This is a genomic window from Roseicella aerolata (assembly GCF_020523605.1).
GTDB lineage: Bacteria > Pseudomonadota > Alphaproteobacteria > Acetobacterales > Acetobacteraceae > Paracraurococcus > Paracraurococcus aerolatus.
The window spans coordinates 1-14907 of record NZ_JAJAQI010000015.1; the positions used below are offsets into that span (position 1 = coordinate 1).

The 14907-nt window shown below is 70.5% G+C and carries 15 protein-coding genes; 3 read left to right on the forward strand and 12 right to left on the reverse strand.

The window, feature by feature from the left end:
- Window positions 1-108: 108 nt before the first annotated feature.
- The 11 genes from LHA35_RS11445 to LHA35_RS11495 all read right to left on the reverse strand — a co-directional run bounded on the left by LHA35_RS11445 (window position 109) and on the right by LHA35_RS11495 (window position 11132).
- Entirely contained in the window at window positions 109-474 is a 366-nt protein-coding gene (locus LHA35_RS11445) for a hypothetical protein (protein ID WP_226608364.1), read from the reverse strand.
- Window positions 475-810: 336 nt separating this feature from the next.
- A complete protein-coding gene (locus tag LHA35_RS11450; protein ID WP_226608366.1) occupies window positions 811-1980 on the reverse strand; it encodes an acyl-CoA dehydrogenase family protein in 1170 nt (389 codons plus the stop codon).
- Between the two features lies 1 nt (window position 1981).
- A complete protein-coding gene (locus LHA35_RS11455) occupies window positions 1982-2758 on the reverse strand; it encodes an enoyl-CoA hydratase/isomerase family protein (RefSeq protein WP_226608368.1) in 777 nt (258 codons plus the stop codon).
- Window positions 2755-3828 (reverse strand): acyl-CoA dehydrogenase family protein, encoded by a 1074-nt coding sequence (locus LHA35_RS11460; protein WP_226608370.1) that lies wholly within the window; start codon window positions 3826-3828, stop codon window positions 2755-2757. The genes LHA35_RS11455 and LHA35_RS11460 overlap by 4 nt, the downstream gene beginning before the upstream one ends.
- Window positions 3829-3970: 142 nt before the next feature.
- Entirely contained in the window at window positions 3971-4606 is a 636-nt protein-coding gene (locus tag LHA35_RS11465; protein ID WP_226608372.1) for a 3-oxoacid CoA-transferase subunit B, read from the reverse strand.
- A gap of 76 nt (window positions 4607-4682) precedes the next feature.
- Complete coding sequence (locus LHA35_RS11470; protein WP_226608375.1) at window positions 4683-5378, reverse strand: 3-oxoacid CoA-transferase subunit A; 696 nt, start codon at window positions 5376-5378, stop codon at window positions 4683-4685.
- Between the two features lie 67 nt (window positions 5379-5445).
- Window positions 5446-6018, reverse strand: coding sequence for a 3'-5' exonuclease (locus LHA35_RS11475; protein WP_226608376.1), 573 nt, complete (start codon window positions 6016-6018; stop codon window positions 5446-5448).
- 105 nt (window positions 6019-6123) lie between these two features.
- Window positions 6124-6981, reverse strand: coding sequence for a MaoC family dehydratase (locus tag LHA35_RS11480; RefSeq protein WP_226608377.1), 858 nt, complete (start codon window positions 6979-6981; stop codon window positions 6124-6126).
- A 1-nt stretch (window position 6982) separates the two neighbouring features.
- Window positions 6983-9127: an acetate--CoA ligase family protein gene (locus LHA35_RS11485; protein WP_226608379.1), complete on the reverse strand. Its 2145-nt coding sequence runs from the start codon at window positions 9125-9127 to the stop codon at window positions 6983-6985.
- 123 nt (window positions 9128-9250) lie between these two features.
- A complete protein-coding gene (locus LHA35_RS11490; RefSeq protein ID WP_226608380.1) occupies window positions 9251-9499 on the reverse strand; it encodes a hypothetical protein in 249 nt (82 codons plus the stop codon).
- A 175-nt stretch (window positions 9500-9674) separates the two neighbouring features.
- On the reverse strand, window positions 9675-11132 hold the full coding sequence (locus LHA35_RS11495; RefSeq protein ID WP_226608386.1) for a lytic transglycosylase domain-containing protein: 1458 nt from the start codon (window positions 11130-11132) through the stop codon (window positions 9675-9677).
- 299 nt (window positions 11133-11431) lie between these two features.
- Here LHA35_RS11495 and LHA35_RS11500 point away from each other — a divergent pair, with 299 nt between their 5' ends.
- From LHA35_RS11500 to LHA35_RS11510, 3 genes are all read left to right on the forward strand, one after another.
- Window positions 11432-11968 (forward strand): glycine zipper 2TM domain-containing protein, encoded by a 537-nt coding sequence (locus LHA35_RS11500; RefSeq protein ID WP_226608388.1) that lies wholly within the window; start codon window positions 11432-11434, stop codon window positions 11966-11968.
- A 217-nt stretch (window positions 11969-12185) separates the two neighbouring features.
- Window positions 12186-13037 (forward strand): ABC transporter permease, encoded by an 852-nt coding sequence (locus tag LHA35_RS11505; RefSeq protein ID WP_226608390.1) that lies wholly within the window; start codon window positions 12186-12188, stop codon window positions 13035-13037.
- A gap of 98 nt (window positions 13038-13135) precedes the next feature.
- Window positions 13136-13867 carry an ABC transporter ATP-binding protein gene (locus LHA35_RS11510; protein ID WP_226608391.1) on the forward strand — a complete coding sequence of 244 codons (732 nt, stop codon included), beginning with the start codon at window positions 13136-13138 and terminating at the stop codon, window positions 13865-13867.
- A 197-nt stretch (window positions 13868-14064) separates the two neighbouring features.
- Here LHA35_RS11510 and bla read toward each other — a convergent pair whose 3' ends face one another.
- Window positions 14065-14907, reverse strand: a complete 843-nt coding sequence (gene bla, locus LHA35_RS11515) for a class A beta-lactamase (protein ID WP_226608392.1) — start codon at window positions 14905-14907, stop codon at window positions 14065-14067.

Genomic DNA, 14907 nt, shown 5'->3' on the forward strand with positions numbered 1-14907 from the left:
AAGGGAGCGCCGCTGGCGCCGGAAACGTGTTTCTGGCAGCCGCCACGCGGCAGCGGGCGCATGGAAGGTCCGCCGGAGCCTACCGCACCCGCCGATCCTGCGCGCTTTTCAGCAGCCTGCTAGATCTTCTGGCTTAGGGAATACTGATTGAAGAGAGCGCTGGAATTTCGCATCAGAATAAACATTTGTACTTCCGCGGCGCAGACATTTTGCCGCACCTATGAGTTGGTCGGCGCTTTTGGCCACCGATTTCTTGAACCAGCGCTTCCAGGCGACGAGTTCAGCAGCGTCAGCATTGAACGAAATATCTTTTTCGGAAAACAATATAACAACGTTCCCGAACACAACAACAAGATCGCAGAATTCTGCCGCAACATTACCTTTTTTTATAAACAAATTCGGGAAGCACCACGGGGAAAAAAAACTATTCTTGCTAAGTTGTTCTACGAAAAATTCGGATTCGTTGACAGCCATGCAGTTTTCCGCGCCTTCTCGCTAAATACATTACTGGGGACGTGATGTTTCTTGTGGGTTCTGCCTGCGGACGGGAAACAACGCTGACTTTTAACAAGTCTTCTGAGATGCTACAGGTAGTCATCCCTTGCGGCCCATTCAAGCAATTCTGTACCGGCTCGGTTTCCCGGCAAGAATGCTCGATGCGAGGCGGCACCGAGACTCTGCTCCGGGTCGAAAACCGACGCCAAAACACCACCCGCGCCACTCCCACCGGTCCGGGCCAGGTTCTGGCCTGGCAGGGGGTTCCAGGGGGACAGCGTCCCCCTGGCCTTCTCCTGGCCTCCCCGAACCGCCCTACCCCGGCAGTTCCAGCACGTTCTTGCTCAGGATGTTCCGCTGGATCTCGTTCGACCCGCCATAGATCGTCGCCGGCCGCGCCTGGATGTAGAGGCCGCCGATATTGAGGTCCCGGTTGCCTTCCATCGGTTCCATCAGCCCGGCATTCTCCCCGGCGATCTCCAGCATGGTGTCGGTGACCTTCTGGAACAGCTCGGTCTGGATGATCTTCAGCATGGAGACATCGGGGCCAAGGCTCTGGCCGCGCTTCAGCCGGTCCACATACACGCCGTAGAGCGCCTTCAGGTCCTCGAATTCCAGCCGCAGCTTCGCGTAGCTGTCCTGGAAACCCGTGTCCTCCCACACCCCCATGCGCTCCGCCAGGATCTTCAGGCGGGACAGCGCATAGCCCGACTGGCGGGGGGAGCCGAGGAAGATGCGCTCGAAGCCCAGCAGCGCCTTCGCCATGTCCCAGCCCTTGTTGAGCTGGCCGACCAGGTTCTCCTTCGGCACGCGGACATTGTCGAAGAAGGTTTCGCAGAACTCGTCATGCATCTCAAGGTTGATGATCGGCTTCACGGTGATGCCGGGCGAGGTCATGTCGACCAGGAGGAAGGAGATGCCCTCCTGCTTCTTCGCGTTCCTGTCGGTGCGGACCAGCAGGAAGATCCAGTTGGCGTCCTGCGCCAGCGTGGTCCAGATCTTCTGGCCGTTGACCACGTAGTGGTCGCCGTCCAGCACCGCTTCCGTGCGCAGCGCGGCGAGGTCCGATCCGGCACCCGGCTCGGAATAGCCCTGGCACCAGATATGCTCGCCGGTCAGGATCTTCGGCAGGAAGCGCTGCTTCTGCTCCTCCGTCCCGTATTTGATCACCAGCGGGCCGAGCATGACGACGCCATGGTCATTGGTGCGCGCCACGCCGTGGCGCTCGTATTCCTCGGTCAGGATGATCTGCTTGGCGGGGGAGAGGCCGAGGCCGCCATGTTCCTTCGGCCAGCCGGGGCAGAGCCAGCCCTTCTCGGCCAGCTTCATGTACCAGGGCTTGTTCTCCGCCCAGTGCAGGCGCTTCGGCGGGTTGCGCAACTCCTCCGGGTAGTTCTGGCGGAGGAATTCGCGGACCACCTGGCGGAAATGCTCGTCCTCCAGGCTGTCCAGCTCGGCGGGCGGCGGGATGCGGATGGCGTCCATCTCAGGTCCCCTTGAATGTCGGTGTACGCTTGCCGAGGAAGGCGGCGCGGCCTTCCCTGAAGTCCTCGGTCAGGAACAGCGTGGATTGGAAGTGGCGTTCCTGCTCCAGCGCGCGGTCCAGCCCTTCGCCCAGCATCTGCTTGGTCAGCGCCATTGGCGCCGGCGCCTGCTCGGCCAGGAATTTCGCCTTCTCCAGCGCGGTCGCCAGCGCATGGCCCTTCGGCACCACCGCATCGACGATGCCGATGCGCTCGGCCTCCGGCGCGCTCATCTGCCCGTGGTAGAACAGGATCTGCCGCGCCCGGCCCTGCCCGACGCGCAGCGGCAGGGTATGCGGCAGGCCGAGATCGGCCATCAGCCCGATCTTGCCGAAGCCGGCCGCGAAGCGCGCATCCTCGGCGGCGATGACGGTGTCCGAGGCGCAGGCGAGGGAGAGGCCGGCGCCGACGCAGAACCCCTCCACCGCCGCGACCACGGGCAGGCTGCCGAGCACCATGAGGCGGATGAGCTGGTGGGAGAGCCGCATGCGCTCCCGCCCCGCCAGCGCGGTCTCCACATCCATGCCGGAGATGTCGCCGCCCGAGCAGAAATGCCCGCCCGAACCCGTCACCACCACGCTGCGGATGGTGCGGTCGGATTGCGCCCGCTCCAGCGCCGAGACCATGGCGGTGCGGATCGGCATGGCGAGCGCATTGCGCCGCGCCGGCTGGTCGATGGTGAGAATGAGGACGGCGCCGTCCCGCTCCTCGATGAGCCGCATGGCAGACGCGTCGCTCATTCCTCCACCTCCGGGCTCACGGCCATGAAGCGGCGGCGGTGCAGCGCCGCGCTGCCATACTGGTTGGCCATGACCATGGCCTTCCGCAGATAGAGGCCGACATCGTATTCGTCGGTGTAGCCGATGCCGCCATGCAGCTGGATGCATTGCCGCTGCACCAGCAGGCTGGCCTCCGCCGTGCGGGCCTTGGCGCGGCTGACCGCCGCCTTGCGCGCATCGCCCTTCGCGCCGGCATCCAGCGTTGCCGCCGCCGCCTCGATGCTGGCCCGGGTCAGCGCCACCTGCATCTTCAGGTCTGCCGCGCGGTGCTGCAGCGCCTGGAAGGTGCCGATGATCCGGCCGAATTGCTGCCGCTGCTTCAGGTAGTCGAGCGTCATGGCGAAGGCCCGCTCCATGCCGCCGAGGAGATAGGCGCTGGTGACCAGCGCCGCCTCGTCCAGCGCCTCGGCCAGCGCCTCGCCCACATCATCAGCCAGCCTGGTGGCTTCCGCCATGTTCGGCGTGATGGTGCCGAGATTGCCGCCATCCTGCGTGCGCTCGATGCTGGGCACGCAGCGCGCCGCCGGCAGTTCGTACAGCGCCAGCTTGCCGCCCTCCTGCACCGGGGCCAGGAAGAAATCGGCGCCCGACGCCATGGGCAGGAAGCGCCGCGGCGCGTCGGGGGTGCCGGGCACCTCCAGCGTGTCGGGCCGCTCCTGCCAGGCGGTCAGCACCACCACCTCGCCCGCCAGCAGCACCGGCAGTGGGCCCTTGCCGCCGGCCGCCGCCAGGAGCTGGGCGGAGAGGGCGGCGGGGATCAGCGGCTCCGGCACCAGGCCGCGGCCCAGCTCCTCGGCCAGGGCGCACATCTCGCCCACGCCAAGGCCCGCGCCGCCCATCTCCTCGGGCACGCGCAGGCCGATCCAGCCCATCTCGCCCATCTGGCGGAACAGCCCGGCATCGAAGCCGGGGTCCTGGAAGCGCAGGTCACGCACCCGCTTGAGGTCACCGCCGGGCGGCGCCACCGCCGCGGCGCTGTCGCGGATCATGCGAATGGATTCGGCGCGGTCGTCCGCTTCGGCGGCGCTCATGGACTGTCTCCCCAATACCCGGGGAGGGCCTTGCCCTCCCTGGACCCACCCACCAGGGGCCGAAAGGCCCCCGGAACCCCTGAGCAGATCGCTGGAGGGCCGGCAGGCCCGGAAGCGAGACTCTGCTCGGAAGAAACTTCGTTCAGTTCGTGTGGATCACCGCGCCGCTCTTGGCGCGCACCTCGTCCAGCGTCACGCCGGGGGCGAGGTCCACGAGAACGAAACCCTTCTCCGGCAGCACATCGATCACGGCGAGGTTGGTATAGACCCGCCGCACGCAACGCAGCCCGGTCAGCGGATAGCCGCAGCGCTCCACCAGCTTCGGCCTTCCGTCCTTGGTGGTGTGCTCCATCACCACCCAGAGCCGCTTCGCACCGGCCGCCAGGTCCATCGCGCCGCCCACCGCCGGGGCGGTGTCGTTCTCGCTGGTCGCCCAATTCGCCAGGTCGCCATTCTCCGCCACCTCGAAGGCGCCGAGGACGCAGAGATCGATATGCCCGCCACGGATCATCGCGAAGCTGTCGGCATGCCCGACGAAGGAGGCACCCCTGGCCAGGGTGATCAGCTGCTTGCCGGCATTGATCAGCCAGGGATCCTCCTGCCCCTTCTGCGGCGCCGGGCCCATGCCGATGACGCCGTTCTCGGACTGGAAGATCACCTCCCGCCCCTGCACGTGGTTGGCCACCAGGGTCGGGATGCCGATGCCGAGATTGACGCACCACCCCTCCGGCACATCGGCGGCGAGGCGGGCGGCCATCTGGTCGCGGGTGAAGGGCATGGCGGTCTCCTCCTGCTTGTGATGTCGAACGGAATTCACGCCTCCGGGCTCTGCCGCCCTCCGGCGATCCGTCCGGTCAGCGCTGCTCCGGCTTCACCCAGTCGCCGCCGCGATCCACCTGGACCACGCGGTTCACATAGACGCCGGGCGTCATGATCATATGCGGATGCAGCTCTCCCAGTTCGCGGATATGCTGCACCTGCGCGATGGTGAGGTCCGCGGCCATGGCCATCACCGGGTTGAAATTGGCGCCCGACCCCCGATAGGTCAGGTTGCCCCAGCGATCCGCTTCCCAGGCCTCGATCAGCGCCACATCGCCCTTCAGCGCCCGTTCCATGACATAGCGCTTGCCATCGAACTCCCGCGCCTCCTTGCCCTGCTCCAGCAGCGTGCCGGCGGCGGTCGCGGTGTAGAAGGCGGGGATGCCGGCGCCGGCGGCGCGGATGCGCTCGGCCAGCGTGCCCTGGGGAACGATCTCCAGCTCGATCTTGCCCTCGCGGTACAGCGTCTCGAACACCACGGGGTCGGAGGAGCGGGGGAAGGAGCAGACGATCCTGCGGACACGGCCGAGCTCCATCAGCCGCGCGACGCCGACGCGCCCGACGCCCGCATTGTTCAGCACGGCGGTGAGGTCCTTCGCGCCCTGCTCGATCAGCCCCTCGATCAGCACATCGGCCTGGCCGACGGAACCGAAGCCGCCGATCAGGACTGTGGAGCCATCCTTCACGCCGGCGAGCGCCTCGGCCACCGACTGCACGATCTTGTTGATCATCCGATCCCTCCCGGGCTGGGGGATCAGGTAAACCCGCCCCGCGCGGCGGTCCAGCCCCCGCCCCCGGTCAGGCGGCCATGCCGGCCCCGGCCGGGCCGTTGGTGATCCCGTGCAGCCGCATCGGCGCGGGCGGCAGCCCGTGCAGGGCGCGCAGCAGCTGCGCCGCCAGCCAGGCATCCTCCAGCGCGCCGTGCAGCGCCGTCTCCCGCGCCAGGCCGCACTCGGCGGCGGCATGCGCCAGGCCGGCACGCCGGCCGGGATGCGCCCGCCGCCAGAGCTTCAGGGTGCAATAGGCTTCGCCCCAGGGGGCGGGCATGCCCAGCCGCTCGAACTCCCCGCCCAGCATCCGCCGGTCGAAGGGCAGGTTGTGCGCCGCCGCGGCCTGGCCGCCGAAGAAGGCGGCGATCTCCCCGGCATGCGCTGCGAAGGGCGGGTGCAGCGCCAGGAAGGCATCCGTCATCCCATGCACCCGGATGGCGCCCCAATGGCAGGGGATGCCGGGGGCGAAGGCCAGGTGCAGCGTCGCCTCCGGCTCCAGCGCCGCATCCAGCCGCACGGCGCCGAGGGAGACGACGCGATCCCCCGTTGCCGCCCCGGTGGTCTCGGTGTCGAAGACGATGACGGGTCCGCCGGTCCACATGGTCCCTTCCCTGGCCCGTCCGATTCAGACCTTCGCGGCCTGCGCCGGGGCCCCCACGACGCCATGCGTCGCGGGGCGGGGCGCCGCTCCGGTCATCGGACGGGATCAGGCGTAGCGGAACAGCCCGTTCGAGACCACCACCTTGTCGCGCTCCACGACGCGCGCCCGGAAGGCCGCCCCGCCCTCCTCCTTCCAGATCTCCGTGCGGATCGTCTCGCCCGGGAAGACGGGGGAGGAGAAGCGCAGGTCCATCCGGCCGAAGCGCGTGGTGTCGTAGTCGCAGAGCGCACGCATCAGCGCGTGGCAGACCACGCCGAAGCTGCAGAGCCCGTGCAGGATCGGCCGGGGGAAGCCGGCCTGCCGCGCCACCTCCGGGTCGATATGCAGCGGGTTGAGATCGGCATTCAGCCGGTAGACCAGCGCCTGCTCCGGCCGCGTCGTCAGGTCGAGCGTGATGTCCGGCGCCCTCTGCGGCTCCGGATGCGGCTGCTTCACCGGCCCGCTCGGCCCGCCGAAGCCGCCATTGCCGCGCATGAAGCTGGTGGAGGTGCTGGTCGCGAGCGTCTCGCCCGTCTTCGCGTCGATGATCTCGCGCTCGGAATACATCAGCGCGCCCTTGCCCTCGCCACGGTCCACCAGGCCGGTGATGCGGGAGCGGCCGATCAGCTCGCCCTCGGTCGGCAGGGGCTTGTGCAGGATCAGCCCCTGCTCCCCATGCAGGATCTGCTGCCAGACGATGCCGGTATCCGGGTTGCGCGACCAGAAGCCGGGCGAGGCGAGCACCACGGGCATGGAGGGCATGACCTTCAGCCGCGGCTCGTAGAGGAAGTCGAGCTGCTTCTCATCCATCGGGTCCTGCCCGAGACCGATGGAGAAATTGTACAGCGCGACATCCTGCCAGCGCAGCACCTGCCGCACTTCCGGGATCGGGTAGTTCATCAGGTGGTCGTAGTTGATCGGCATCTCAGTGGCTCCCCCCTTCGAGTTCGATCACGGCGTCGGCCGCGTAGCAGCCCTGGCCCTCGGGCAGCACCAGCATCGGGTTGACGTCGATGCTGGTGAGCCGCGGGCCGGCGGCCGCGGCGAAGGCCGAGAGCGCCGAGAGCGCCTTCGCCAGCGCCGCCACATCCGCTTTCGGCCGGCCGCGCGCGCCGTCCAGCAGGGGCGCGCCCTTCAGCGAACGGATCATCCGCTCGGCCTCGGCAGCGTCGAAGGGGCAGCGGCGGAAGGAGACGTCCTTCAGCACCTCGATGAAGATGCCGCCCAGCCCCACCATTGCCACCGGGCCGAAGACCGGGTCACGGAAGACGCCGAGCGCCATCTCCACCGCGCCCCCTTCTCCCCTTGTTGGGATCTGCTTGGCCACCAGCACGCCCTCGATCCGCGCCGAGGGCGCGTGGTGCTTCGCGCGTTCCAGCAGCGTGGCGAAGCCGTGCTTCACCGCATCGGCGTCGGTGATGTCGAGCAGCACGCCGCCGATCTCGCTCTTGTGCAGGATGTCGGGCGAGAGGATCTTGAGGACCACGGGGTAGCCGATCTTCTCGGCCGCCATCACGGCCGCCTCCGAGTCGCTGCAGGCATGCTCCGGCACCGCCGGCACCCCGGCCTCGGCCAGCAGCGCCTTGGCCACCGCCTCGGAGGGCGTCGCCTCCGGCAGCGTCACCTGCGGCAGCGGCACCTCCGGCGCCGGCTGCTCCGCGCGCGCGAAGGCCGCGCCGAAGCGGCCCATGGCCTCGATCGCGGTCACCGCGCGCGAGGGGTCCTCGAAGCAGATCCAGCCATCCGCCTCGTATTCCCGCACCTTGTCGGGCGCCAGCATGGACATGACCCAGAGCCGGTCCGGATAGGCCGCCCGGACCTTCCTCATCTGCTCCTTCAGGCTCGGGCCGACGCTCCGGCTCGCCGCCGTCTGGGTCCAGAAGGAGAGGATGGAGGTATAGCCCCCGTCCCGCGCCACGCTTTCCGCGAATTCCCCGATCAGCGGCAGGTTGTTCGTCACCTGCGCGGTGCAGTCCACCGGGTTGCGCGGCGCGCAGAAGGGGACGAGCTGGCGCAGCCGCTCCTGCGCCGCCTCCGGCATCGGCGGCATCTCCACCCCCGCCTGTTCGGCGGCGTCCGAGATCAGCACACCCGCGCCGCCCGAGACGGTCAGCACACCGAGGGTGTTCCGCGCCGGGTAGATCTTCTTGGTCGCGGCATAGGCGATGTCGAGCATCTCCTCCGTCGTCCGCGCCCGCACCACGCCGAACTCGTCCAGCACCGCCTGGGTCACCGTGTCGTCGCCGGCGATGGAGGCGGTGTGCGACTTCGCCGCGGCGCCGCCGAGCTGCGACCGCCCCACCTTCATCATCACGATCGGCTTGCGGTTCCGGCGCGCGAGGTCCAGCGCCGCGATGAACTGCCGGCTCTCCCGGATGCCCTCGGCATAGGCGCAGATCACGTCCACCTCGGGCGCCTGCGCCATCCAGCCGATGACGTCGCCGAGCGCGACCTCGGCCTCGTTGCCCGTGGTGATGACCACCGGCGCGCCGAGGCCGCGGTCGAGCGCGGCGGCGAAGACATGCGTGCCATAGGCGCCGGACTGGGAGGCGATGCCGATCCGCCCGGGGATCGGGAAGCCCTTCTCGAAGCTCGCGGTGAAGGTGCCGTAGAAGCGGATGGCGTCGTTGAAGACGCCAAGGCAGTTCGGCCCCAGCATCCGGATGCCGTGCCGGCGCGCGACGGCAGTCAGCCGCTCCTGCGCCTCCGCCCCCGCCTCGTCCATCTCGGCGAAGCCGGCGGAGAAGACGATGACCGCGCGGCAGCCCTTCTGCCCCAGCGAGTCGAGGGTGGCGATGGCGTTGTCGGCCGGGACGGCGATGATGGCGACATCGGGCGCCGAGGGCAGCGCCTCGACCGAGGCGAAGGCGGGCAGGCCCTGCACCGTCGCCCGCTTCGGGTTGACCGGCCAGAGCTCGCCCTGGAAGCCGCGCTCCTTCATGTAGGCGATCGGCCTGCCACCGATCCGCGCCGGCTCGTCCGAGGCGCCGATGATGGCAACGGAGCGCGGCCGCACCAGCGCATCGAGCGACGCGAATCCGGCATTGGCCGGCGCGGCTTCGGCAGTCATGGACTTCTCCCCCAGGGCTTGTCGTCTCGCGCGCAGCCTGCGGGAGGCGCGGCGGGACAGCAAGGGGGGCCGGGGCGGCCTCAGCCCGCCGGGCTCAGCGGAAGCCGCGGCGGGGCGGGAGGGTCACTCCTCCTCCTCGTCCTCGTCGTCATCGATGTCCTCGAGGTCGTCCTCCTCGTCGAACTCCTCGTCCTCGTCGAACTCGTCCTCCTCCTCATCCTCGTCGAACTCGTCCTCCTCCAGCTCCTCCTCGTCCTCGTCATCCTCCCCCTCGCCGCCGAGGGCGAAGGCGGGGCGGGATGGCCAGGCAGGACAGGGGGGCGGGGCGACGGTCAGGCCGGCGACGACGGGCTGCAGCAGGGGGTCGGACATGCTTGCTCCTCCGATCCGATCAACGCGCGACCTGGCGCCCATGTCGCCGGGACGAGCCAATTTGCGCGCAGAACCAAGCGGCGCCGCGGGCCAATGGTCGAATTGCGTGGCATGGTTCGCGCGCCGGCCGCAAGGGCCGGAGGCGGCACGCCGCCTCCGGGCCATCGGGCGTCGGTCAGCCCTGCGCGTCGGGCGAGAGGACGATGCAGGCGCCCTTGCGCCGCAACCGGTCGCAGGCGGACTGGGCCGTCGGCTGGGACAGGCCGGTCACCCGCGCCCGGTAGAGCGTGGCGCGGCCGGAGGCCACGGGCTGCACGGCCGTGCGCCCGCCCGCGAGGTCCTGCGCCGCCGCGGCGGCATCGCGCGCCTGGGCCTGGCTGGCGAAGGCGCCGACCTGCACGGCCCAGCCGCCGGCCGTGGCCACCACCGGCGTGGGCGCCGGCGCCGGACCGCGGGAGAGGGCGGGGCGCAGCGCCGGCGGCAGGGTGCCGGCCTGCGCCGTGCCGACGAAGCCGAGGCTGCGGATCGTCGGGACGGGCTGCGCGACCTGGACCGCCCGGCTGGGCGGCGGGGGCGGCGCGGCGAGGGCGAGCGCGCTGCGCGACGGGGCGGCCTGGCCGCGCGCCGCCGGGGCGGAGGAGGTCGGCCGCGGCGGCGGCAGCGCCATGGCCTCGGGCTGGCTGCGCGGGCGCGGCGCCGGCTCGGCGGCCGGCGGGTCCGGGATCGGGTCCATCCGCACCACCTCGCCGCCGAAGGCCGGCGTGGTGCTGCCATCCGGGATCGGGTCCATCCGCACCACCGGCCCGCCGGAGAGCGAGGCGATCTGCACCGGCGTGGTGCTGCCATCCGGGATCGGGTCCATCCGCACCACCGGGCCGGCCAGGACCGTCGGGCTGATGCCCGGCTGCTGCGCGTCCCGCTGCTCCTTGAGGGCGAGCATGGTGGCGCTGTCCACCCGCCGCGGCCCGGCCGGGATGTTCAGCGGTATCTCCGCCGCGGCGTAGATCTCCGGCGCCACGCGGCGGCCCGGGTGGGTGCCGACGATCCGCGGCCCGATGCGGGCGACGTAGTTGCGCGTCTCGGCCGGCAGGCCCCGGCTGTTCCAGAGATAGTCCTCCAGCCGCCGCGGCCCGGCATTGTAGGCGGCGAGGAAGGCGGGCGAGCCGTAGAGCTCGTACATCTCCCGGATATAGGCCGTGCCGGCCATGATGCTGTCATAGGGGTGGTAGGGGTCGGCCCCCAGCCCGTAGCGCGCCCGCAGTTCCCGGTAGGTGCCGGGCATGACCTGCATCAGGCCCATGGCGCCGACCGGGCTGGTGGCGCCGACGCGGCCGCCGGATTCCTGGCGCATCACCTCGCGGATCCAGCGCTCCGGCACGTCGAAGCGGCGCGAGGCCTCGCGGATATAGGGCCCCCAGGGATCGCCCGCCGGACCGGGCGGGTCGTAGCTGCTGGGCCGGTTGTAATTGCCGTGGACCGCCACACCTTGCTTGGTGGCGATGGGCTGGCCTGACTGCCCGCAGGCGGCCAGCACTGCAAGGACCGACAGCGCAACGACCGGTCGCAGCAGGCGGGAGGCTGCGCTCCCCCTGGTGCCGCCTGCCTCGAGCGTCGTCCATTTCCCCTGGGGCATCCCCTTTGGCTCCGTCGGGTGTTGGACCACCGGGTTCCCGAAGCCTGCCCCCCCAGGACCCGCACCGTCCCCACGATGCGTGCCCCCAGGCTGCCCCGAAGACCAGGCGGACGTCATGCGTCCGTAAGGCTGCTACGCCTACACGCAGGAACCCTCGCTCTGCAAGACCGACTTGACTTCGCAATACTTTGCATATGGCAAAACTTGCGTGTGACTGAAGGGCGACAGGCCGTGGCGACAATAGCATCCTGAATATGATATACGTTCCTACCATGGCTTCCTGGAACGGACCCAAGACGATGACCCTGCCCCTGGCGCGCCTGGCTGGTGCCGCCGCGCTCGCCGCCCTCCTCGCCGGTGGCCTCTCGGCCTGCGCCCCGGCCAACAGCAACACCACCTACAGCTCGGCCGGCATCGGGGCGGCGGCGGAGGTGCGCTACGGCACCATCGTCGGCATGCGGCCGGTGCAGATCGCCGGCAGCCAGAGCGGGGTGGGCACCGTGGGCGGCGGCCTGGCCGGCGGCGTGATCGGCAGCACCATCGGCGGCGACTGGCGGGCGCGCACCCTGGCCGGGGTCGGCGGCGCCCTGCTCGGCGCCGGCGCGGGCACGCTGTTCGAGCGCGGGACCACCCAGGGCCAGGCCGTGGAGTTCACCATCCGCCCGGATGGCGGCGGGCCGGACTTCAACGTGGTGCAGACCAATGAGCTGCAATTGCAGCCGGGCGAGCATGTCGCCGTCTCCTTCGGCGACCGGGTGCGCCTGGCCCGCGCCCTGCCGCCGCCCCCGGCCGCCGCGGCGCCGACCGCCACGCCGATCTCCAACCGCAAGCGCTGACGCGCCGCGCCGGCCGGCGGCCCCGCCCCGCCGGCCATGGCCGCGGCGCCGGCATGGCCGCCGGGCCGATCCAAATCCGCAGGCGCAACCAGCCGGCCACCCCGCGCGGCGGCGCCGGAGGGGGCGGCTGGCGGAAAAATCATCCTCAAGCCTTTGCAAGGCGGAATGCCGCCTCGCAACGCTGGCAGCCGGGGGTGGACCGGTCTATAGCCGGGCCATGCTGGATGCGACCCTGCCCCGGAAGGCGTCCCCGCCGGTCCAACTGCGCGACGCCGCCCGGCCGCGGCGCCGCGCCGTGGCGATGGAGGACTTGGCCACCGGCCTCCGGCGCTGGCGGCTGCCCGCCGCCCTCGCCCGGCTCGACATCCGCAACCGCTACCGCGGCTCGGTGCTCGGCCCCTTCTGGCTGACGCTCTCGACCGCCGTGATGGTGGTCGGGCTCGGCTTCCTCTACTCCTCCCTCTTCAAGCTGACGCTGGCGGACTACCTGCCCTTCATCGCGGTCAGCCTGATCGTCTGGACCCTCATCTCCCAGACCGTGACGGATGCCTGCACCAGCCTGACCAGCGCCGAGGGGATCATCCGCCAGCTTCCCCTGCCCTTCACGGTGCATGCGCTGCGCTGTGTCTTCCGCAACGCGCTGATCACCGCGCACAGCCTGCCGCTGGTCTTCCTGGTCTTCCTCGCGACCGGCACCCTGCCGGGGCCGGAGGTGGTGCTGCTGATCCCGGGCCTCGCGCTGATCGCGGTGAACGCCTTCTTCGTCGCGCTCTTCCTCGGCATGCTCTGCGCCCGCTTCCGCGACATCGCGCCGATCGTCAGCAGCGTCATGCAGCTTGCCTTCTTCATGTCGCCGGTGATCTGGAAGCCGGAGCTGCTGGGGGAGCGGGCGGTCTGGCTGCCGCTTAACCCCTTCTACGCGCTGATGGAGACGGTGCGCGGGCCGCTGGTGGAAGGTGGCGTGCCGGGCATCGTCTGGCTCGCGGCCGTGCTCTACACGCTGCTCATCGGCACGGCGGCGCTCGCCTTCTTCGTCCGCTTCCGCGGGCGCATCGCCTTCTGGGTCTAGCCGTCCGATGGCCGGAGCGCCGCCGGGTCCCCCGCATGGCCGGGGGGCTTCCCGCGGCGCGGCGGCCCGAATCGAGCGGCGCACAATGCAGGTTCGCCATGCCCCATATCCTGGCCGAGGCCCTGACGATCGAGTTCCCGCTCTACCACATGGGGGCGCGGTCGCTGAAGAAGCGCATCCTGGCGAAGTCGCCGATCCGGCTGCGGCAGGATGATTCCAACCGCGTCGTCGTCTCGGCGCTGCGCGACCTCAGCTTCCGGATCGATCGGGGGGAGCGCGTGGCCCTGGTCGGCCGCAACGGCGCGGGCAAGACCACGCTGCTGCGGACGCTGGCGGGCGTCTATGAACCGGTCAAGGGGCGGCTGGAGATTGAGGGCCAGATCGGCTCGCTGATCGACCCCTCCGCCGGAATGGACATGGAATCGACGGGGCGGGAGAACATCGTCCTGCGCGGTCTGTTCCGCGGCCTCTCGGAGGCGGAGAGCGAGGCGATGGCCGATTCGGTCGGCGTCTTCTCCGGCCTCGGCGAGTTCCTCGACGTGCCGGTGCGCACCTATTCGGCCGGCATGCAGGTACGGCTCTCCTTCGCCATGGCGACGATGATGGAGCCGGAGGTGCTGCTCATGGATGAGTGGTTCCTGGCCGGCGATGCCGATTTCATGGCGAAGGCGCGGGAGAGGCTGGCCCGGCTGGTGACCGGGGCCGACATCCTGGTGCTGGCGACGCATGACATGGCGGTGGTGCGGGAATGGTGCACCCGTGCCATCCGGCTGGAGTCCGGGCGGATCGTCGCCGACGGGCCGGTGGAGGAGGTGCTGGAGGCGGCCTGATAAAGCCAACCGCCCCAGGGATCCGCGAGACGACCGAAGGCGTGCATCCGTCCTGCGGACCATGATCTGCAGCGGATCGGCGTGCCGGCATGAACGCAATCCGCCTTGGCCGCATCCGGGGGCGGGCGCCACGGCTATCGGGCCGGCACGGCCCGTCGCCCGCCCCTGCCGCATGGGCGGCGACCAGGGCCCCTGGCCTAATGCAGGGCTCCCGCGAGTGCCCGGCCGATCGCCGCATGGGTGGCGTTGCGCCGTTCCATGCTCGCCTCCGTCCCGGTGAGGTAGGACGCGAAGAGGACCGGCGGGCGGCCCGGCGGCCAGAACAGCCCGACATCATTGGCCGTGCCGTGCTCGCCCGAGCCGGTCCTGTCGCCGAAGCGCCAGTCGGCGGGCAGACCGGCCTTGATCCGCGTCCCGCCGGTGCGGCTGCCGAGCAGCCAGCCGAGGAGTTGGGCACGCGAGGCGGCCGAGAGCGCCTCGCCCAGCACCAGGGCACGCAGGTCCGCCAGCATCGCCTCCGGCGTCGTGGTGTCGCGCGGGTCGCCCGGCAGCGCCTCGTTCAGCGCGGTCTCGATGCGGTCGAGGCGCGTCACGCGGTCGCCGAGGCCGCGCGCGAAATCGGTGAGGCCCGCGGGACCGCCGATCACCGAGAGCAGCAGGTTGCCCGCGGTGTTGTCACTGAGCGTCATGGCCGCCTCGCAGAGTTCGGCGAGCGTCATCCCCTCCCCGCCCGCGCGCGGCCCGGTCACGGGGGAATAGGTGACCAGATCCTCCCGCCCGAAGCGGAGGCGACGGTCCAGCCTCTCCTGCCCCGCATCGACGCGGGCCAGCACGGCGCCGGCGGCGAGCAGCTTGAAGGTGCTGCACATCGGGAAGCGCTCGGCGGCGCGGTGGCCGAAGCGGGCGCCCGAGCCCGTGTCGAGCACGGCAAGGCCGAGCCGGCCGCCGCTTTCGGCCTCGATCCGCGCGACCTCGGGCGCGAGGCCGGCAGGGAGGATGCCGGTCGCGCGGGCCGGTGGTGCGGCCAGGACCGCCGCCAT

Excerpts from the sequence above, each read along its gene's own strand:
- LHA35_RS11500 (WP_226608388.1), top strand. The coding sequence starts at position 11,432 with ATGACCCTGCCCCTGGCGCGCCTGGCTGGTGCCGCCGCGCTCGCCGCC.
- LHA35_RS11455 (WP_226608368.1), bottom strand. The coding sequence starts at position 2,758 with ATGAGCGACGCGTCTGCCATGCGGCTCATCGAGGAGCGGGACGGCGCC.
- LHA35_RS11495 (WP_226608386.1), bottom strand. The coding sequence starts at position 11,132 with ATGCCCCAGGGGAAATGGACGACGCTCGAGGCAGGCGGCACCAGGGGG.
- LHA35_RS11450 (WP_226608366.1), bottom strand. The coding sequence starts at position 1,980 with ATGGACGCCATCCGCATCCCGCCGCCCGCCGAGCTGGACAGCCTGGAG.
- LHA35_RS11505 (WP_226608390.1), top strand. The coding sequence starts at position 12,186 with ATGCTGGATGCGACCCTGCCCCGGAAGGCGTCCCCGCCGGTCCAACTG.
- LHA35_RS11475 (WP_226608376.1), bottom strand. The coding sequence starts at position 6,018 with ATGTGGACCGGCGGACCCGTCATCGTCTTCGACACCGAGACCACCGGG.
- LHA35_RS11470 (WP_226608375.1), bottom strand. The coding sequence starts at position 5,378 with ATGATCAACAAGATCGTGCAGTCGGTGGCCGAGGCGCTCGCCGGCGTG.
- LHA35_RS11510 (WP_226608391.1), top strand. The coding sequence starts at position 13,136 with ATGCCCCATATCCTGGCCGAGGCCCTGACGATCGAGTTCCCGCTCTAC.
- LHA35_RS11445 (WP_226608364.1), bottom strand. The coding sequence starts at position 474 with ATGGCTGTCAACGAATCCGAATTTTTCGTAGAACAACTTAGCAAGAAT.
- LHA35_RS11485 (WP_226608379.1), bottom strand. The coding sequence starts at position 9,127 with ATGACTGCCGAAGCCGCGCCGGCCAATGCCGGATTCGCGTCGCTCGAT.
- LHA35_RS11480 (WP_226608377.1), bottom strand. The coding sequence starts at position 6,981 with ATGCCGATCAACTACGACCACCTGATGAACTACCCGATCCCGGAAGTG.
- LHA35_RS11490 (WP_226608380.1), bottom strand. The coding sequence starts at position 9,499 with ATGTCCGACCCCCTGCTGCAGCCCGTCGTCGCCGGCCTGACCGTCGCC.
- bla (WP_226608392.1), bottom strand. The coding sequence starts at position 14,907 with ATGGCGGCGGTCCTGGCCGCACCACCGGCCCGCGCGACCGGCATCCTC.
- LHA35_RS11460 (WP_226608370.1), bottom strand. The coding sequence starts at position 3,828 with ATGAGCGCCGCCGAAGCGGACGACCGCGCCGAATCCATTCGCATGATC.
- LHA35_RS11465 (WP_226608372.1), bottom strand. The coding sequence starts at position 4,606 with ATGCCCTTCACCCGCGACCAGATGGCCGCCCGCCTCGCCGCCGATGTG.